This is a genomic window from Streptomyces sp. NPDC001056 (assembly GCF_053598955.1).
Map to the genome: position 1 here is coordinate 69,551 of NZ_JBSFLI010000023.1, position 15,977 is coordinate 85,527.

5 protein-coding genes are annotated in these 15,977 nt (G+C 72.2%); all 5 read left to right on the top strand.

The window, feature by feature from the left end; translation table 11 throughout:
• Window positions 1-12: 12 nt before the first annotated feature.
• On the top strand, window positions 13-1,332 hold the full coding sequence (locus tag ACWDD7_RS25415; RefSeq protein WP_450459044.1) for an MFS transporter: 1,320 nt from the start codon (window positions 13-15) through the stop codon (window positions 1,330-1,332).
• The gene (locus ACWDD7_RS25420; RefSeq protein WP_351868582.1) at window positions 1,310-1,552 is read left to right on the top strand and encodes an MbtH family protein; all 243 of its coding nucleotides are present in this window, start codon (window positions 1,310-1,312) and stop codon (window positions 1,550-1,552) included. The genes ACWDD7_RS25415 and ACWDD7_RS25420 overlap by 23 nt, the downstream gene beginning before the upstream one ends.
• Before the next feature lie 89 nt (window positions 1,553-1,641).
• Entirely contained in the window at window positions 1,642-5,064 is a 3,423-nt protein-coding gene (locus ACWDD7_RS25425) for a non-ribosomal peptide synthetase (protein WP_450459045.1), read from the top strand.
• Entirely contained in the window at window positions 5,061-12,029 is a 6,969-nt protein-coding gene (locus ACWDD7_RS25430; protein ID WP_450459046.1) for an amino acid adenylation domain-containing protein, read from the top strand. Before ACWDD7_RS25425 ends, ACWDD7_RS25430 begins: the two co-directional genes overlap by 4 nt.
• On the top strand, window positions 12,026-15,967 hold the full coding sequence (locus tag ACWDD7_RS25435; protein ID WP_450459047.1) for a non-ribosomal peptide synthetase: 3,942 nt from the start codon (window positions 12,026-12,028) through the stop codon (window positions 15,965-15,967). Before ACWDD7_RS25430 ends, ACWDD7_RS25435 begins: the two co-directional genes overlap by 4 nt.
• Window positions 15,968-15,977: the final 10 nt, after the last annotated feature.

Here is a 15,977-nt window from a genome sequence, read left to right on the forward strand (position 1 = left end):
GAAGACCCTCTCATGTTCGCGCGTTCACTCTGGTCCAACCGGGACTTCTCCGTCTTCTGGGCGGTCCAGGCGCTGTCCGAGGTCGGCAACGCCTTCTCCCTGGTGGCGCTTCCGCTGCTGGTGCTGCACACCACCGGGTCGGCGGCGCAGATGGGGTTGCTCACCGCCGTCGCCGGCGCCACCTCGTTGCTCACCGGTCTGGTCGGCGGCGCCTGGGCCGACCGCTTCGACCGGCGGCGCCTGCTGATGCTGTGTGATGCCGCCCGGCTGGTGCTGTACGGCGCGATCCCGGTCTGCTGGGCCCTGACCCCGCAGATCTGGCTGCTGTACGTGGTCATGGCGCTGGCCTCGGTCTTCGAGATGCTGTTCAAGATCACGTATGTCACCGCCGTGGCGAACCTCGTCGACAAGGAGCAGATCGTCGCGGCGAACGGCCGGCTGGAGGCGACGAACGCGATCGCGTACATCGCCGGGCCGGCCCTGGCCGGTGTGGTGGCCGGGTTCTTCGGGCCGACGGCCGCCGTTGCGATCAATGCGGGCAGCTTCGGGATCTCTCTGGTGGGCCTGGCGTTCATCAGGTTCAGGCCCATCGCGCGGCCGTCGGCAGACGAGGCCGAGAGCAAGGCGGCCCGGGCCCAGGACCTGCGCTCCGGCTTCCGGGTCGGCGCCGCGTTCCTGTGGCGCACGCCGGTGCTGCGGGCGCTCACCGTGCTGCTGACCGTCACCACCTTCCTCAGCCTGGGCATGACCGACGTGTTCATCTACCACCTGCGGCACGGTCTTGGGCAGGACGAACGCACGGTGGGCTACGTACTCGCGCTGGCCGGGCTCGGCACGTGCGCGGCCGCCGCCGCGACCGCCAGGCTACGCCGCTCCTGGGGGTTCGGCCCCTGCTGGCTCGGCGCGATGAGTCTGTGCTCGGTGTCGGTGCTGGTGCTGGGCAACACCGGGCAGGTGTCCATGGCGGCCGTGACGATCTGTCTTTACTCCTTCGGCATGGCACTGGCGGGCGTCTGCTCGATGTCCCTGCGGCAGCAGGTCACGCCAGACCATCTGCTCGGCCGGGTTACCTCTGCGTTCTGGACGATCCACGGCAGCCTCGCGCCCCTCGGCGCGGCCCTGCTCACCGCCCTGGTCGGCCGACTAGGGACACGCGGGCCGCTGACCGCAGTGGCGGTCGTTTTCCTGGCCGTGGTGGTGGCCGCCGCCTTTACTCCCATTCGACAGCGCCAACCGGAGCAGACCGCCTCACCGCTCCCGCAGACGCGGCCCACTGATGCGCCGCTACCACGAGAGGAGAGTCACGGGGATGACGCCGAAGCCCGACGATGACGACCGGCTGTACAAGGTCGTGGTCAACCATGAGGAGCAGTACTCCGTCTGGCCCGCCGACCGGGACAATCCGGCCGGATGGTCGGACGCGGGCAGGACCGGCCCGAAGTCCGACTGTCTCGCTCATATCGAGGACGTGTGGACCGACATGCGTCCGCTGAGCCTGCGCCGTCACCTGCGGGCGGGCGAACAGGATGTACCGGACGGACGGAACGGATAGGACGGACCGGTGGCGGAGGGCGCCGACCGGGCGGGCTGACTCCCGGTCCGTCACCGCACCCGCCGTACCGCGAACCAGGGAAGGCCATCGTGCACGACGACCTGGAAACACGACCGACGGCCCGCTCGGCAGGGGCGCCCCGGCTGCCGCTCTCCCACGGCCAGAAAAGACTTTGGTACCTGGAGCAAATCGCCGCCGCTGCCCCGGTCCACCACGTGTCCTCCGCCACTCTAGTCGAGGGCCCGCTGGACGCCGGTCGACTGGAGTCCGCCCTGCGGGACTGTGTCTCCCGCCACGAGCTGCTCCGAAGTACCTTCGACGATCGCGGGGACGGGCCGAGCCGTACCGTCCGTGCGACGGCCGACGTGCCGCTGCGGCAACTGGACCTCGAGGGAGGATCCGCGCCGGGCACGGACGCCCGGGACGGATCCGTGCCCGAGGCGGAGCTGCGCGGTGTACTCGCCGAGGAGAGCGGTCGGCCCTTCGCCCTCGGCAGCGGGCCCGTACTGCGTGCCACCCTGGTGCACACCGGCAAAGAGCGGCACGTGATGCTGCTCACAGCGCACCGCATCGTCGCCGACCGGGCCTCGCTCACTGTGCTGGAACATGAACTGGCCTGCCGTTACGCGGCATTGAGCGAGGGCCCGGTGCAGCTCCCGCTCTCGTACGCGGACCGGACGCCCCTGGAGCGGGCGGTCCTGGAGCGGGAAATCCGGGACGAGGGGCTGCCGTACTGGAAGCGGCGGTTGGCGGGTCTCCCGCCGCTCGACCTGCCGGTCGACCGGATTCGGCCGAGGACACCGACCCACCGGGCGACGGGCCGCGGCCTGCTCCTCGACGCCCGGCACGCCGAGGCCCTGCGGCGGCTCGCCCGCGAGGAAGGCGTACCGGCGTGGACGGTGCCAGCGGTCGCCTTCGCCGTGCTGCTGGCGCGCTGGACGGGTCGGCACGACCTGGTGTTCGGCACCCCCGTGGACCGTCGTCCGCCGGAGTCCACGCGGACAGCGTTCGGGCCGTACGAGGATCTGCTCCTGCTGCGGGTCGACCTGGCGGGCCGTCCCTCCTTACGAGAAGCGGTGCGTCGCGTCGCACGCACCCGGGACGAGGCGGAGCGGCACGCCGACGTCTCCTTCGGACGGCTCGTTCAACTCTGCGGTCAGGAGCGGGACTTGAGTCGTCACCCGCTCTGCCAGGCGGTCTTCGCCATGACGGGGGCGCGGCGTACGGGCTTCACCGCGGCGGGGCTCACCACGTCCGCACTCGCCCTGGACGACGCGACCATCCCCTACGACCTGCAGTGCACGGTGACAGATGACGATGGGCGGGGCGGCCTCGGGGCCGAGTTGCGCCTCGCGTCCGACCTGTGGCTGCCGGAGTCGGCTGACCGCATGGCGACCGCTTTCCGCACTCTGCTCACCGCCCTCGCCGAGACCCCCGACCGGCGGATCGGGGAGATTCCGGTGCTGTCGCCCGAGGACCGGGCCCGGGTCGACGCCTGGAACGCCACCGACCGTCCCCTGCCCGAACCGGCTACCGTGGACGGCCTGTTCCTCGCGTGGGCGGAGCGTACCCCGCAAGCTCTCGCCCTCACCGACCGCACCGGAACCTGGACGTACGCGCGGCTACGGGGGCGGGCCGAGCGTGTCGGACGGACCCTGATCGGGGCTGGCGTCACCCCGGACTCCGTCGTCGCCCTGCACATGCGACGCTCCGCCGACCTGGTCACGGGCATGCTCGGCGTGCTCCTGGCCGGCGGCGCCCCCCTCGTCCTCGACCCCGGCCACCCCGAGGAACGACTGCGGTTCATGGCCGACGACGCCGAGATATCGGCTGTCCTCAGCCGCGCCGAACCCCCCGCCTGGCTGCACGGCCTGGGCGTACCCGTACTGCGACTCACCCACGCGGAACACGACAGCGCCGATACGTCCGCAACGCAGCGGCAGGGGCCCTTGACAGCTGGGCCGACACACGACAAGCCTGTGGCAGCTGGCCCGGAGCACGTCAGGCATTGCCCCGTCGGCCCGCTTCCGCGGTCCCGCTCCCACCCCGTCGGGCTGGCCGCGGTGGTGCACACCTCTGGGTCGACCGGGCGGCCCAAGGCTGTCGGCATACCCCATCGGGCCGTCGTGCGGCTGATCACCGCGACCGACTACGTGTCCATCGGCCCCGGCGACGTCCTGCTGCACCTTGGCGACCCGGCCTTCGACATCACCGCCTTCGAGGTGTGGGGGGCGCTGTGCAACGGCGCCCGGGTGGACGTGCTGCCCGGCGACGAACCCCTCGGGCCCGACGAGGTGCTGGCCGCGCTGCGTGAGCTGCGGCCGACGATCGTCGCCCTCACCGGCACCCTTTTCAACCGGGTGGCCGACATCGACCCGAGGGCTTTCGGCGGGCTGCGCCACCTGTTTGTTGTCGGAGAGGTGATGGACCCCCGTCGTACGCGCGCGGTGCTGCGCGGCGGCGCGCCGCCCGGGCACCTGCACAATGGGTACGGCCCGAGCGAGAACGCGACGTTCTCCACAACCCACCAGGTGGACCGGCTGTCCGAGGACACCCTGAGCGTGCCTATCGGCTGCGCCCTCACCAACACCACGCTGCACGTGCTGGACCAGGAGCTGGACCCCGTGCCGATCGGGGTGACCGGCGAGTTGTACGTCGGTGGGCTGGGGGTCGCCCGGGGTTATCTGGGCAGCCCGGGCCACACCGCGGAGCGCTTCTTGCCGGATCCGTTCGCCTCCAGGCCAGGGGCGCTGATGTACCGCACCGGAGACCTGGTGCGAAGGCTCCCGGACGGGGCGTTGGACTTCCTCGGCCGGGCCGACCAGCAGGTGAAGATCCGTGGCTACCGCATCGAGCCGGGGGAGGTCGAGGCGGCGCTGCTGGACCGCGACGACGTGCGCGAATGTGTCGTGCGGGCGGTTGACGTCGCCGGGGACCGGCGGCTCGTCGCCTACGTCGTCCCCGGGCCGGGGCGCCGACTGTCCCCGCCGGAGCTGCTGGGCGGGCTGCGGGACCGGCTGCCGTCGCACATGGTGCCCGGCCATGTCGTCATGCTCGACGAGTTGCCCACGACGCCCAGCGGGAAGATAGACGGACGGGCGCTGCCCGGCATCGCCGAGGGTGCGGCTGGTCCGCCGGGCGCCGACACCGTGCCGCCGAGGACGGCGACGGAGCGCGCGCTGTGGGAGATCTGGGCGGATGCCCTGCGCGTGCGGTCCTTCGGCGTGCACGACAGCTTCTTCCTCGTCGGCGGTCACTCGCTGCTGGCCTCGATGGTGCGCACCTCGGTCCGCGAACGACTCGGGGTGGCCCTGCCGTTGCGCACCCTGTTCGACGCGCCGACTCTGGCCGGCCTCGCCGTCGAGGTCGAGCGGGCCGTCGACGCGGCGGCGGCCGTACCGGCGTCCGCGCGAGCGGACGACGACTCGGAACAACTCGACGGCCTGGTGGCCGAACTGGAGCGGCTCGCCGAGTCCCGGCGCGCCGAGGGACGAGCGGGGGGAGCCGCATGACGCGCACCACGAAGACGGCCGACGCGATCGACGCGGATCTGCGGGGCAGGATCGAACGCCTCCCTGCCGGGCAGCGGGCCCTGCTGCGACAGCGTCTGTGGGAGAAGGGCGCCCCGACCGGGCTGCCCGCCCTGGACGACGACGGGGAGGCCCCCGCATCCTTCACCCAACGACGGATGGCGTTCCTGTCCGGGCTGGATCCGGACAGCCCGGCCTACCACAGCCCCGTCGTGCACCGCCTCACCGGACCACTGGACGACAACGCCCTCGAAGCCGCCCTCAACGACCTGCTGCGCCACCATGCCGTCCTGCGCACCGTTCTTCCGGTCCGGGACGGCCGTACCGTGCAGCGGGTCCTGCCGCACCGGCATCGCGCGCTGCCCGTCGTAGACCTGTCCGCACTGCCCGGGCACGACCGGCAGGCGGAGGCCGAGCGACTCGCGCGGGCGGACGCCGAGAAACGGTTCGACCTGGCCGAGGGACCGCTGATGCGGTTCCGGCTGCTCCGCCTCGCGGCCGACGACGCGGTCCTGGTACTCACCTTCCACCACGCGGTCGTCGATGGCTGGTCGCTGGGCGTCCTCCTGAGCGATCTGGGCACCGCGTACGGGGCGCGCGTGGACGGGCAGACGCCCGAACCGCCCGCCCACACGGTGCAGTACGCCGAGTACGCCCGCTGGCAGCACGAGTGGGCCGAAGGCGCCGAGGCCGCAAGCCAGTTGGACTACTGGGAACGCCGGCTGGCCGGTGCCCCGGACCCGATGCCACTGCCCGCCGACCGTCCCCGGCCCGAGCGCCCCCAGGGGCGCGCCGAGTCCACGGTGTTCACCATTCCCGCGCCCGTGACCGACGAGTTGCGGAAGATCTCCACGCGCACCGGCAGCACCCTGTTCATGGTGCTGCTCGCGGCGTTCCAGATCGTGCTCGCCCGGTACGGCGGCCACGACGACGTGGTGGTCGGCACTCCCGTTGCCAACCGCCGCTACCGCGGCTTCCACGATCTGGTCGGCTTCTTCGCCAATTCGGTCCCGCTGCGCTCGCGGGTCGCATCGGAGGCGTCCTTCGAGGACTTCCTAGCCGAAGTCCGCACGACGTGCCTGGAGGCGTACGAGAACCAGGACGTGCCCCTCGACCTAATCGCCCGGCGGCTGCACCCGGAGCGCAGCCCCGGCCGGAATCCGATTTACCAGGTCAACTTCACCCTGCACAACACGCCGCCGCGTCCAGTTCGTACCCTGCCGGGCGGGATCGGTCTCATTCCACTGGACCACCTGGACCACGACGCCGCCCGCTTCGACCTCGACCTGAACATCTGGGAGACCGACGCCGGACTGGAGGGCCGGCTCATCCACGCCACGGACCTGTTCGACACGGCGACCGGTGAGCGGCTCACCCGATCGCTGGGTGTCCTGCTCGACGCCGTGACCGCCACCCCCTACACACGGATCGATGAACTGCCGCTGCTGACAGCCGTGGAGAGCGAGCAGGTCCTGCGCGAGGGTCACGGCGCACCTGCCGACCGCCCCGAGGACACGCGCGTGGACCGGCTCTTCGCCGAGCGGGCGCGCACCGCCCCCGACACCGTGGCCGTGTCGGCGCCGGGCCGCGCCGACCTGACCTTCCGAGACCTCGACCGCCGCGCCAACGGCCTCGCCCACCGGCTGCGTGGCCTCGGCGCCGGTCCCGGCCGCGTGGTCGCGGTGCTGCTGCCCCGCACGCCCGAGGCGCTGGTCGCGCTGCTCGCCGTGCTGAAGAGCGGCGCCGCGTACGTAGCGCTCGACCCGGCCTATCCGAAGGCCCGGCGCGATCACATGCTGCACGACAGCGGGGCCATGCTGGTGGTCACCGACGCACGACCGGCGGACCCGGCGTTCCCTGCCGTCCCGGACATCCCGACCATCGTGGTGGACCCGGACCGGATGGCCGAGGAGGCGACCGGGGCCCCGCCGGAAGGAGACGGCGGGCCCGACGACCTGATGTACCTGATGTACACCTCCGGCTCGACCGGCGGGCCCAAGGGCGCCATGCTCTCCCACCGTCAGGTCGCCAACTACCTGCTGTGGGCGGTGGAGACGTACCTGCCGCCCGGGGCGGACGGCGCTGTCCCCGTGCACTCCTCGCTTTCCTTCGACCTGACCGTGACGAGCCTCTTCGCCCCGCTGCTGGCCGGTCGGCGCCTGCTGCTCGCCGACGACTTCGGCACACCCGGCGAGGCCCTGCGCGTCTCGGCCGAGGCGGACACCGGCCTGGCCTTCGTGAAGCTCACCCCCTCGCACCTGAAGATGCTGGAGGGCTCCACGGCCCCCGCGCGTGCCGGGGCGTGGACCCGCACCCTGGTCCTCGGTGGCGAGGAGCTGCACGAGGAGCAGCTCGCGGCCTGGCGCACGGCTGCCGGAGCGCCCCGGATCATCAACGAGTACGGCCCGACGGAGACCGCCGTGGCCTGCGCCGCGTACGACAGCGCGCAGCCGGCCGGCGGCTTCGGCCGCGTGCCGATCGGCAGGCCGGTGCACCACGCGCGGCTGTACGTGCTCGACGAGGCGATGAACCCGGTGCCACCGGGCGCGCCCGGAGAGCTGTACGTCGGTGGGGCAGGCGTCTGCCACGGCTACTGGAACCGCCCCGGCCTGACGGCGGAGCGCTTTATCCCCGACCCCTTCGGCGGGGAGCCAGGCGGACGTCTGTACCGGACCGGTGACCGGGTGCGGCGGACGGCCGGCGGAGACCTCGAATACCTGGGCCGCCTCGACGACCAGGTGAAGATACGCGGTCACCGGGTCGAGCCGCAGGAGGTGGCCGCCGAACTGGCCCGGGATCCGGCGGTCCGGGAGGCCGCCGTGATCGCGCACGGCCCCACCCCCGAGTCCCGGCAGCTGATCGCTTTCGTCAGCCCCGACACCAACGTCGGCGCACCGTCGGGCGCGGCGGCCGAGACGGACTGGGTGAGCCGCTGGCAGACGCTGTACGAGGACACCTACAGCTGCGGGGAGCGCCCCGCCGACCCGTCGTTCGACCTGGCCGGCTGGAGCAGCAGCTACACCGGCGACCCGATCGAGGCCGATGCGATGCGCGAGTGGCTCGACACCACGGTCGACCGCATACGCACGCTGCGGCCGAACCGGGCCCTGGAGATCGGCTGCGGCACCGGCCTGATCCTCGCCCGGGTCGCCCCCGACTGCGACTTCTACCAGGGTGTCGACCTGTCCGAGCAGGTCATCGAACGGCTGCGGCACGAGATCGGCACCATTGTCGCCCCTGAGCGGATCGGGCTGCGGGCCGGCCCCGCCCATCTCGCGATGCGCCCGGGAGAGACGTACGACACTGTGATCCTGAACTCCGTCGTCCAGTACTTCCCGTCCGTGGACTACCTGTTGGCGGTCCTTGAGCGGGCGATCGACGCGCTGCCCGCCGGTGGTCAGGTGTTCCTCGGCGACCTGCGCAACCTCGCCCTCCTGGACGCCTTCCACGCCTCCGTCGCCGCCCACCGGGCGAAGCCGGGCACGCCCGACGCCGTCCTGCGCGCCGAGACCACCTGGCGCGTGGAGACCGAGAACGAACTCTGCCTCGACCCCCGGTTCTTCAGCGGACTGACCGCACGGTGGCCGAGGGTCGGCTCGGTAAGGGTCCTGCTGAAGCGGGGAACGGCTGACAACGAACTGACCCGGTACCGCTACGACGTCGTCCTCACCGTCACCGGCGAGCGCACGGCGGACGACGGCCCCGGGGCCGGGCCAGCCGGGTCACTGCCGAAGAGGGACTGGCAGGCGGAGGGCCTGGACGCCGACGGCCTGGACGCGCTGCTCGGCGCCGAACGCCCCGCCCGGCTCGTGCTGCACGGCATCCCCAACGCCCGGCTGACAGAGGATTTGCGGCTGCTGGCCCGGCTCTCCGGCGCGGCACAGGACGCCGTACGGCCGGGCGCCGACCCGGAGGAGCTGTGCCGCCTGGCCCGGCGCCATGGGTACGAAGCCGAACCGAGCTGGGCCGAGGGACGGTCCGACGGCTCCTTCGACCTGCTGCTGCACCGCCGGGGAACGCCGCCGACGGCGCTGCCGCCGGTCGTCACCGCCACGGAGCCGCACCGGCTCGCCACCGCACCGCTGTGGCGCCCTGCGGCTCTCGCCGCACTGCCCGGGATCGAGTCCCGGCTCGCCGAACGGCTACCCGGTCCCCTTCTCCCCGCCCGCTATGTCCTGCTGCGCCGGATCCCGCTCAACGCCAACGGCAAGGTCGACCGCGCCGCGCTCACGGACCTGCTGCTGACAACCGAGGACAAGGACGGCACCGGGGACTACGGGGTGCGGTCGGAGGTCGAACTCACGTCCACGCAACGGCGGATGGCCGCCATCTGGAGCGAACTGCTCGGCCGCGACGGTATCCGTGCCGAGGACGACTTCTTCGACCTCGGCGGGCACTCCCTCCTCACCTTCCGCCTCGTGTTCCGGCTGCGCGAGGAGTTCGAGGTGGAGGTGCCGATCCGCGGCCCGTTCGACGCCTCGACACTCGGCGCACTGGCCGCCCTCGTCGACGGCCTGGTCGCCGAGAAGAACCGGCCCCTGCTGCCCGCGCTGGCCCCCGCCGAACGGGACGGGACCGTACCGGCCTCCTTCGCCCAGGAACGCCTGTGGTTCCTCCACCAGATGGACCCAGGCACCGCCCAGTACAACTTCCCGGTCCTCGTCCGGCTGAGCGGCGAACTCGACGTCGGCCTGCTGCGCCGAGCGGTGGCGGAGATCGTACGGCGGCACGAGGTACTCAGAACCGTGATCACCGCCCGCGACGGGCAGCCGTTCCAGACCGTACTGCCCGCCGAGCCTCCCGCGCTCCCGCTCACCGACCTCACCTTCCACCCGCCGGAGCGACGGGAACCGGAGGCGCAGCGGCTGGCCAGGGAGCAGTACGCCGAGCCCTTCGACCTGGCCACCGGGCCCATGCTGCGGGCCGGGCTGCTCCGGCTGGGCGTGGAGGACCATGTTCTGCTGCTGACCGCCCATCATGTGACGGTGGACGGCTGGTCGGCCGCCGTCCTGCTGGACGAGCTGGCTGAGCTGTACACGGCGGGCCGCGAGCACCGAGCGCCCCGCCTGCCCGAACTGCCCGTGCAGTACGCGGACTACGCGGTCTGGCAGCGCCGGCTCGCCGAGGCCGGCCACTTCGACCGTCTGGTGGATCACTGGACGGCACGCCTGAGGGGCATCCTCGACCTGCCGGGGCTCCCCTTGGACCGGCCGCGCCCGGCGCACCCCCAAAACCGAGGCGAGAGCCTGCGCTTCCGGATCCCGGCCCCGACCACGGACGGGATACGCGCGCTGTGCCGGGAGGAGGACAGCACCCTGTTCATGGCGCTGCTCGCTGCCCTGTACGCGGTGGTGAACCGGCGGACCGGGGAGACTGATCTCGTGGTGGGCTCGGACGTCGCCGGCCGCTCCGACAGCAGGACCGAGCCGCTGATTGGCTTCTTCGTCAACCAGATCGTACTGCGCGCCGACCTCACTGGTGCCCCGACCTGGCGCGAATTGCTTGGTCGCACCAAGGACGTGGCGCTGGACGCCTACGCGCACCAGGACCTGCCGTTCGAGGAGGTCGTCAAGGCACTCAGCCCGCCCCGCACCCGCAACCTGAGCCCGCTGTTCCAGATAAAGCTGGTACTCAACAGCAACCGGCGGGCTGCCGACGCCATGGCCGGCCTGCGGCTGAGCCCGTTCACGGTGGACCTCATCGACACCAGCCGCTTCGACGTCACCCTCGTCCTGGAAGAGGACGACGACGGGGTCGCCGGGTTCCTCAACTACGATCCGGACCTCTTCGACGCGTCGACCATGGAGGAACTGCGCGAGCAGTACGTCGCGCTGGTCGCGGACATGGCCGCCAGGCCGGACGCCTCGATCGCCGAAACACCCCTGCCCACGACGGCTCCCACGGCCCGTTCCGCTCCGGGCCGGGCCAGGCGGCGCGGCCCCGGGGCCCTGCGCGCGATCAAGCCCACCAAGGTCGCCGTGGCCTCCGACGACATGGTCGTACGGGAGCCGCTGCGGGACGGCGCCGACCTGCCGCTCGTGCTGCGCCCGGGCCACCCTGACGTCGACCTGGTGGCCTGGGCCCGCTCGCACCGCACTCGGCTCGACACCGACCTGGAACGGCACGGCGCCCTGCTGTTCCGGGGCTTCGCCGTCACCGACCCGGACGCCTTGGAACGCTTCGCCTCCGTGTTCGTCGACGACCTCTTCGGCGAGAACGGCGAGCACCCACGAGCCGCACTCAGCGGCAACGTCTACACGCCGGTGTTCTTCCCGCCGGAGGAGAAGCTGCTCTGGCACAACGAGAACTCCTTCAACGACGAGGGCCCGACCCGCATCTGGTTCTGCTGCGCACGCCCGGCCGACTCCGGCGGCGAGACACCCCTGGTCGACAGCCGCGCCGTCCACCGAAGGCTGGACCCGGCGGTGCGCGAGGAGTTCACCGCCAAGGGGGTCATGTACGTCCGCAACTACGGCACCGGACTTGGCCTCGACTGGCGGGACGTCTTCCGGACCGGGGACCGGGCCGAGGCCGAGGCCTGCTGCGCCCGACAGGGACTGCGCTACGAGTGGCACGGCGACCGGTTGCGCACCACCGCCGTACGGCCCGCCGTGCTGCGCCATCCGCGCACCGGCGAGTCGTCCTGGTTCAACCAGGCACAGCACTGGCACACCGCCTGCCTCTCCGCGGAGGTACGGGAGTCGCTGCTGTCCACCATGGCCCCGGAGGAACTCCCGCGCAGCTGCCAGTTCGGCGACGGCACCGAGATACCCGACGAGGCGATGCACGAGATCCTGCGGGTCTACCAGGAGCTGGAGGTCTCCTTCCCCTGGGAGCGCGGTGACGTGATGCTGCTGGACAACATCCTCACAGCCCATGCCCGTAATCCCTTCCGCGGCGAGCGCGAACTCCTCGTCGCCATGGGCGACATGGTGAGGTACCAGTGACGGCGGAGGCGGAGCAGGAGCGGCAGGTGGAGGGGTTCCGGCTGTCGTTCCGGCAGCGGCGGCTGTGGGAGCTCGCAGAACGCGGCGTGCTGTCCTGGGCGCAGGTGCTCGTCACCGTCGACGGCGAGCTGGACACGGAACGGCTCGCGGCCGCGCTGCACGACACGGTGGCCCGGCACGAGATTCTCCGCTCGGTCTACCGGCGGGTGCCGGGCGCCCGCAACGCGCTACTCGTCGTCCACGACGCGGACCGTCCGGGCCCACACTGGTCCCACTCAGAGCTGGGCCACCTGGACGAGACGGCGCGCCGCCGCAGGCTCGACGAGGAGGTCCGCGCCCGGCGGAAGCAGCCGCACGGCGGGCCGGGCGATCCGGTGCTGCGGGCCGCCCTCTTCGCCCTCGGCCCCCGTCGGCACTTGCTGCTGCTCACCACCACCGCCCTGGCCGCAGACGGCCACACGCTGCGGCTGCTCGTCGACGAGCTGGCCGAGCGGTACGCGGGCACACCGCCCACCGACGAGGTGCTGCAGTACAGCCAGTTCGCCGAGTGGCAACACCAGGAATTCGGCGAGGAACCACCGCACCCGGCACTGGGCGGACCCACCCCACGGCTGTCCTTGCCGCTCCGTCGGCCTCCCGACTCTGACCGGCCGGAGCGCCGTACCGTCACCGCGCCCCTGCCGGACGCCGTCACGACGGCCGTCCACGACTACGCGCGGCGGCGGCGTGTGCGGCCGGGGGCTGTGCTGCTCGCCTGCTGGCAGACGCTGCTGGCCAGGATCAGCGGACAGCACGACGTCACCGTCGACGCGCTACTCAGCGGCCGGGAGTTCGAGGAGACGGCCACCGTCCTCGGCCACTTCGCCCAGTGGGCGGAGATCACCGCGCGGATCGACCCCGGTCTGGTCCTGGACGCCCTCGCCGCCCGCGCGGAACGCGCCCTGTCCGACGCCGAGGAGACCCAGCAGTACGCCCCGCCCTCCGGCGCCGCGGAGCAGGCGGGGCGCGACATCGGCTTCCTCTGCGCGGACACCCCGGTACCACGGTGCGCCGGCGGCGTCACCTTCGCCGTGGCCTGGGACGACGTCGAGACCGAGTCCCACGCCCTACGGCTGACCTGCGCCCTGAGCGCGACGGAAGGCCGCACGACCTGGCACTACGACGGCCGGCAGTTCGACGACGCGTATGTCCGGGTGCTCGCCGACCAGTACGCCATACTTCTCGCCGCGCTGCTGGCCGCGCCCGCCACCCCGGTGCGCGAGGCGAGCCTGCCTCCCGCGGCCGGCGCCGCCCAGCTGCGAGCCCGCCTCCCGGAGCCGGCGGACGGCTGGTGTCTGCACGGCCTCGTCGAGCGGCAGGCCCGACGGTCCCCGGACGCCCTCGCCGTCGTGGCCGGAACCGATCGGCTGACCTTCCAGGAACTCGACACGTGGGCGGACCGGTGGAGCGGCGTGCTGCGCGCCCGGGGCGTCCGCGTCGAAACCCCGGTGGCGGTGCGGGCGGCCCCCTCGGCCGCGCTGGTCGTCGCCCTGCTGGCCGTGCTCAAGGCCGGAGGGACGTATGTGCCGCTCGATCCACTGCTCCCGCCCCTGCGGACCCGGGAGCTGCTGGAGCGGGCCGGATGCCGCACGCTGCTCACCGACCGCCCGGACGAGGCGGTGGCAGTCGAGGGCGTCGCGTGCGTTGACCTGCGCAACCTGCCACCCGCCAGTACGGACGGGGAAGCAGCACCCGGACGGTCGTGCGAGGCAGGCCCGGACCACCTCGCGTACATCATGTTCACTTCCGGCTCCTCCGGGACACCGAAGGGGGTGATGTTGCCGCACCGGGCTGTGTGCGACTACCTGCTGTGGAGTGCTCGGACGTACGTCGCTGCAGGCGCCGTTCGCGACGATGGTGTGGACGACGCCCAGAGCGACGGCGCGGACGGCCGGAGCGGCGAGGGCGGAGCGATGGCGCATTCCTCGATCGGCTTCGACCTCACCGTGACGAGTCTGTTTCTGCCGCTGATCACAGGTCGTCCCGTCTTCCTCGACCCCGCCTGGCGGGACGCCCTCGCCCTCTCCGCGGACCTGGCCGACCGGACCGGCCTGGACCTGCTCAAGCTGACCCCGTCGCACCTGAAGGTCGTCAATCAGTCCGTGGAATCACGGGACTTCACCGGCACCACCAGCTCCCTCGTCCTCGGCGGTGAGGCCCTCGACAGGAGCGCGGTCGACACCTGGATGACACACGCACCGGGGACGAGGATCTTCAACGAGTACGGGCCGACCGAGACCGCCGTCGGCGTGTGCGTGCACGAGGTGGGTGCCCACGACGGCCCCGGCCCCGTCCCCATCGGCCAGCCCATGGACCACGCCGAGGTCCTCGTCCTGGACGAGGACCTCGCCCCTGTGCCGGTGGGCGTGCCGGGTGAGATCTACATCGGCGGCACGAGCCTCGCCCGCGGATATCTGGGCGCCCCGGCCGCCACCGCCGAACGGTTTGTACCGCACCCCTTCTCACCGGAACCCGGCCGCCGTCTGTATCGCTCGGGCGACCTCGCCTGCGTCGGCCCGGACGGCCTGATCCGATACCTGGGGCGAGTGGACGACCAGATCAAGGTCAACGGGGTACGGGCGGAGCCCGAGGAGATCCGGGCCGTGCTGCTGCGGCACCCTGCGGTGCGGGACGCGGCAGTCGTCCTGGTCTCGGGCGAGGAGTACGGCGACCACCTGGCCGCCTGCGTCGTCGCCGACGACGTCCACACCACGACGACGCAGGCGCTGCGCGCCCACATGGCCGAGCGGCTGCCGGCCCAGCTGGTGCCGACCGCGTATGCAAGAACCGAGGCGATACCCCTCACATCGAACGGCAAGGTGGACCAGGCCGCGGTGCGATCCCTCGTCCAGGCCGGCGGCACCGGGTTCTCGGTCTCGTCGGTGGGCGGGGCCGACATGCCGCCGGCCGACCCGGTGGAGGCCGCCGTGGCCCGGGTCTTCGAGGAACTGCTCGGCGTCGCCCCCGTCAGTGCGGACGACGACTTCTTCACGCTCGGCGGCCACTCCCTGCTGGCCGTACGGCTGATCGCACGGCTCAACGGGGAGTTCCACGCCGAGCTCCCGGTCCCCGTGCTCTTCTCAGAACCGGATACGGGGCCGGGGCCGGAGCATGAGGTGGGGCGGCCCGGAAGGGCGGCCACGCCGAGGCACCTGGCCCGGCTGCTCAAGGCGCGCGATGCCGTCCCCCACGCCCTTCCGGACGACATCGTGACACTGAGGCCCCGGGGCGAGGGCACCCCGCTGTTCTGCGTCCACCCGGCGGGCGGCGAGGCCACCGGCTTCCGCCATCTCGCCGCCTGCCCCGAGCTGCGCGGCCCGCTGTACGCCCTCCAGACATCGGCGGACGGAGCCGACCGCGAGGACCAGAGCGTCGAGGCGCTGGCCGCCCGCTATCTGGCGGCCGTACGCGCGGTGGCGCCGACCGGCCCGTATCTGCTGCTCGGCTGGTCCATGGGCGGGCTGGTGGCCTTCGAAATGGCACGGCTGCTCGAACTGCGGGGTGAGCGGGCGGAGATGGTCTTCCTCGTCGAGAGCTACCTCTCCGCACAGCTCCCGGAGTTCGACGAGGACGACGACCGGGGGAAGCCGGGCCCCGTAGCGGCGGAGGAGGATGTGAGCGCCGCCGAGCTGATCCGGCTGGACCTCCGGTGGCGTACCAACCGCGCCCATCTGCGGGCCGCCCGAGCCTACCGCCCCTCGCGGTACGCCGGCCCGGTCGCACTCGTCCAGGCTGACAAACAGGACGTGGACTTCCGGCGCGCCGCGATCCGCTCCTGGTCCTGTGTCTGTGCCCCTGCCCGGTTGACCCACCACGTCCTGGAAGGAGACCACCTAACCCTGTTCGAGCCACCGTACGTTATCGAACTCGCCCGCCTGATCGACCGGATGACGCGGTAGTCCACCGGAC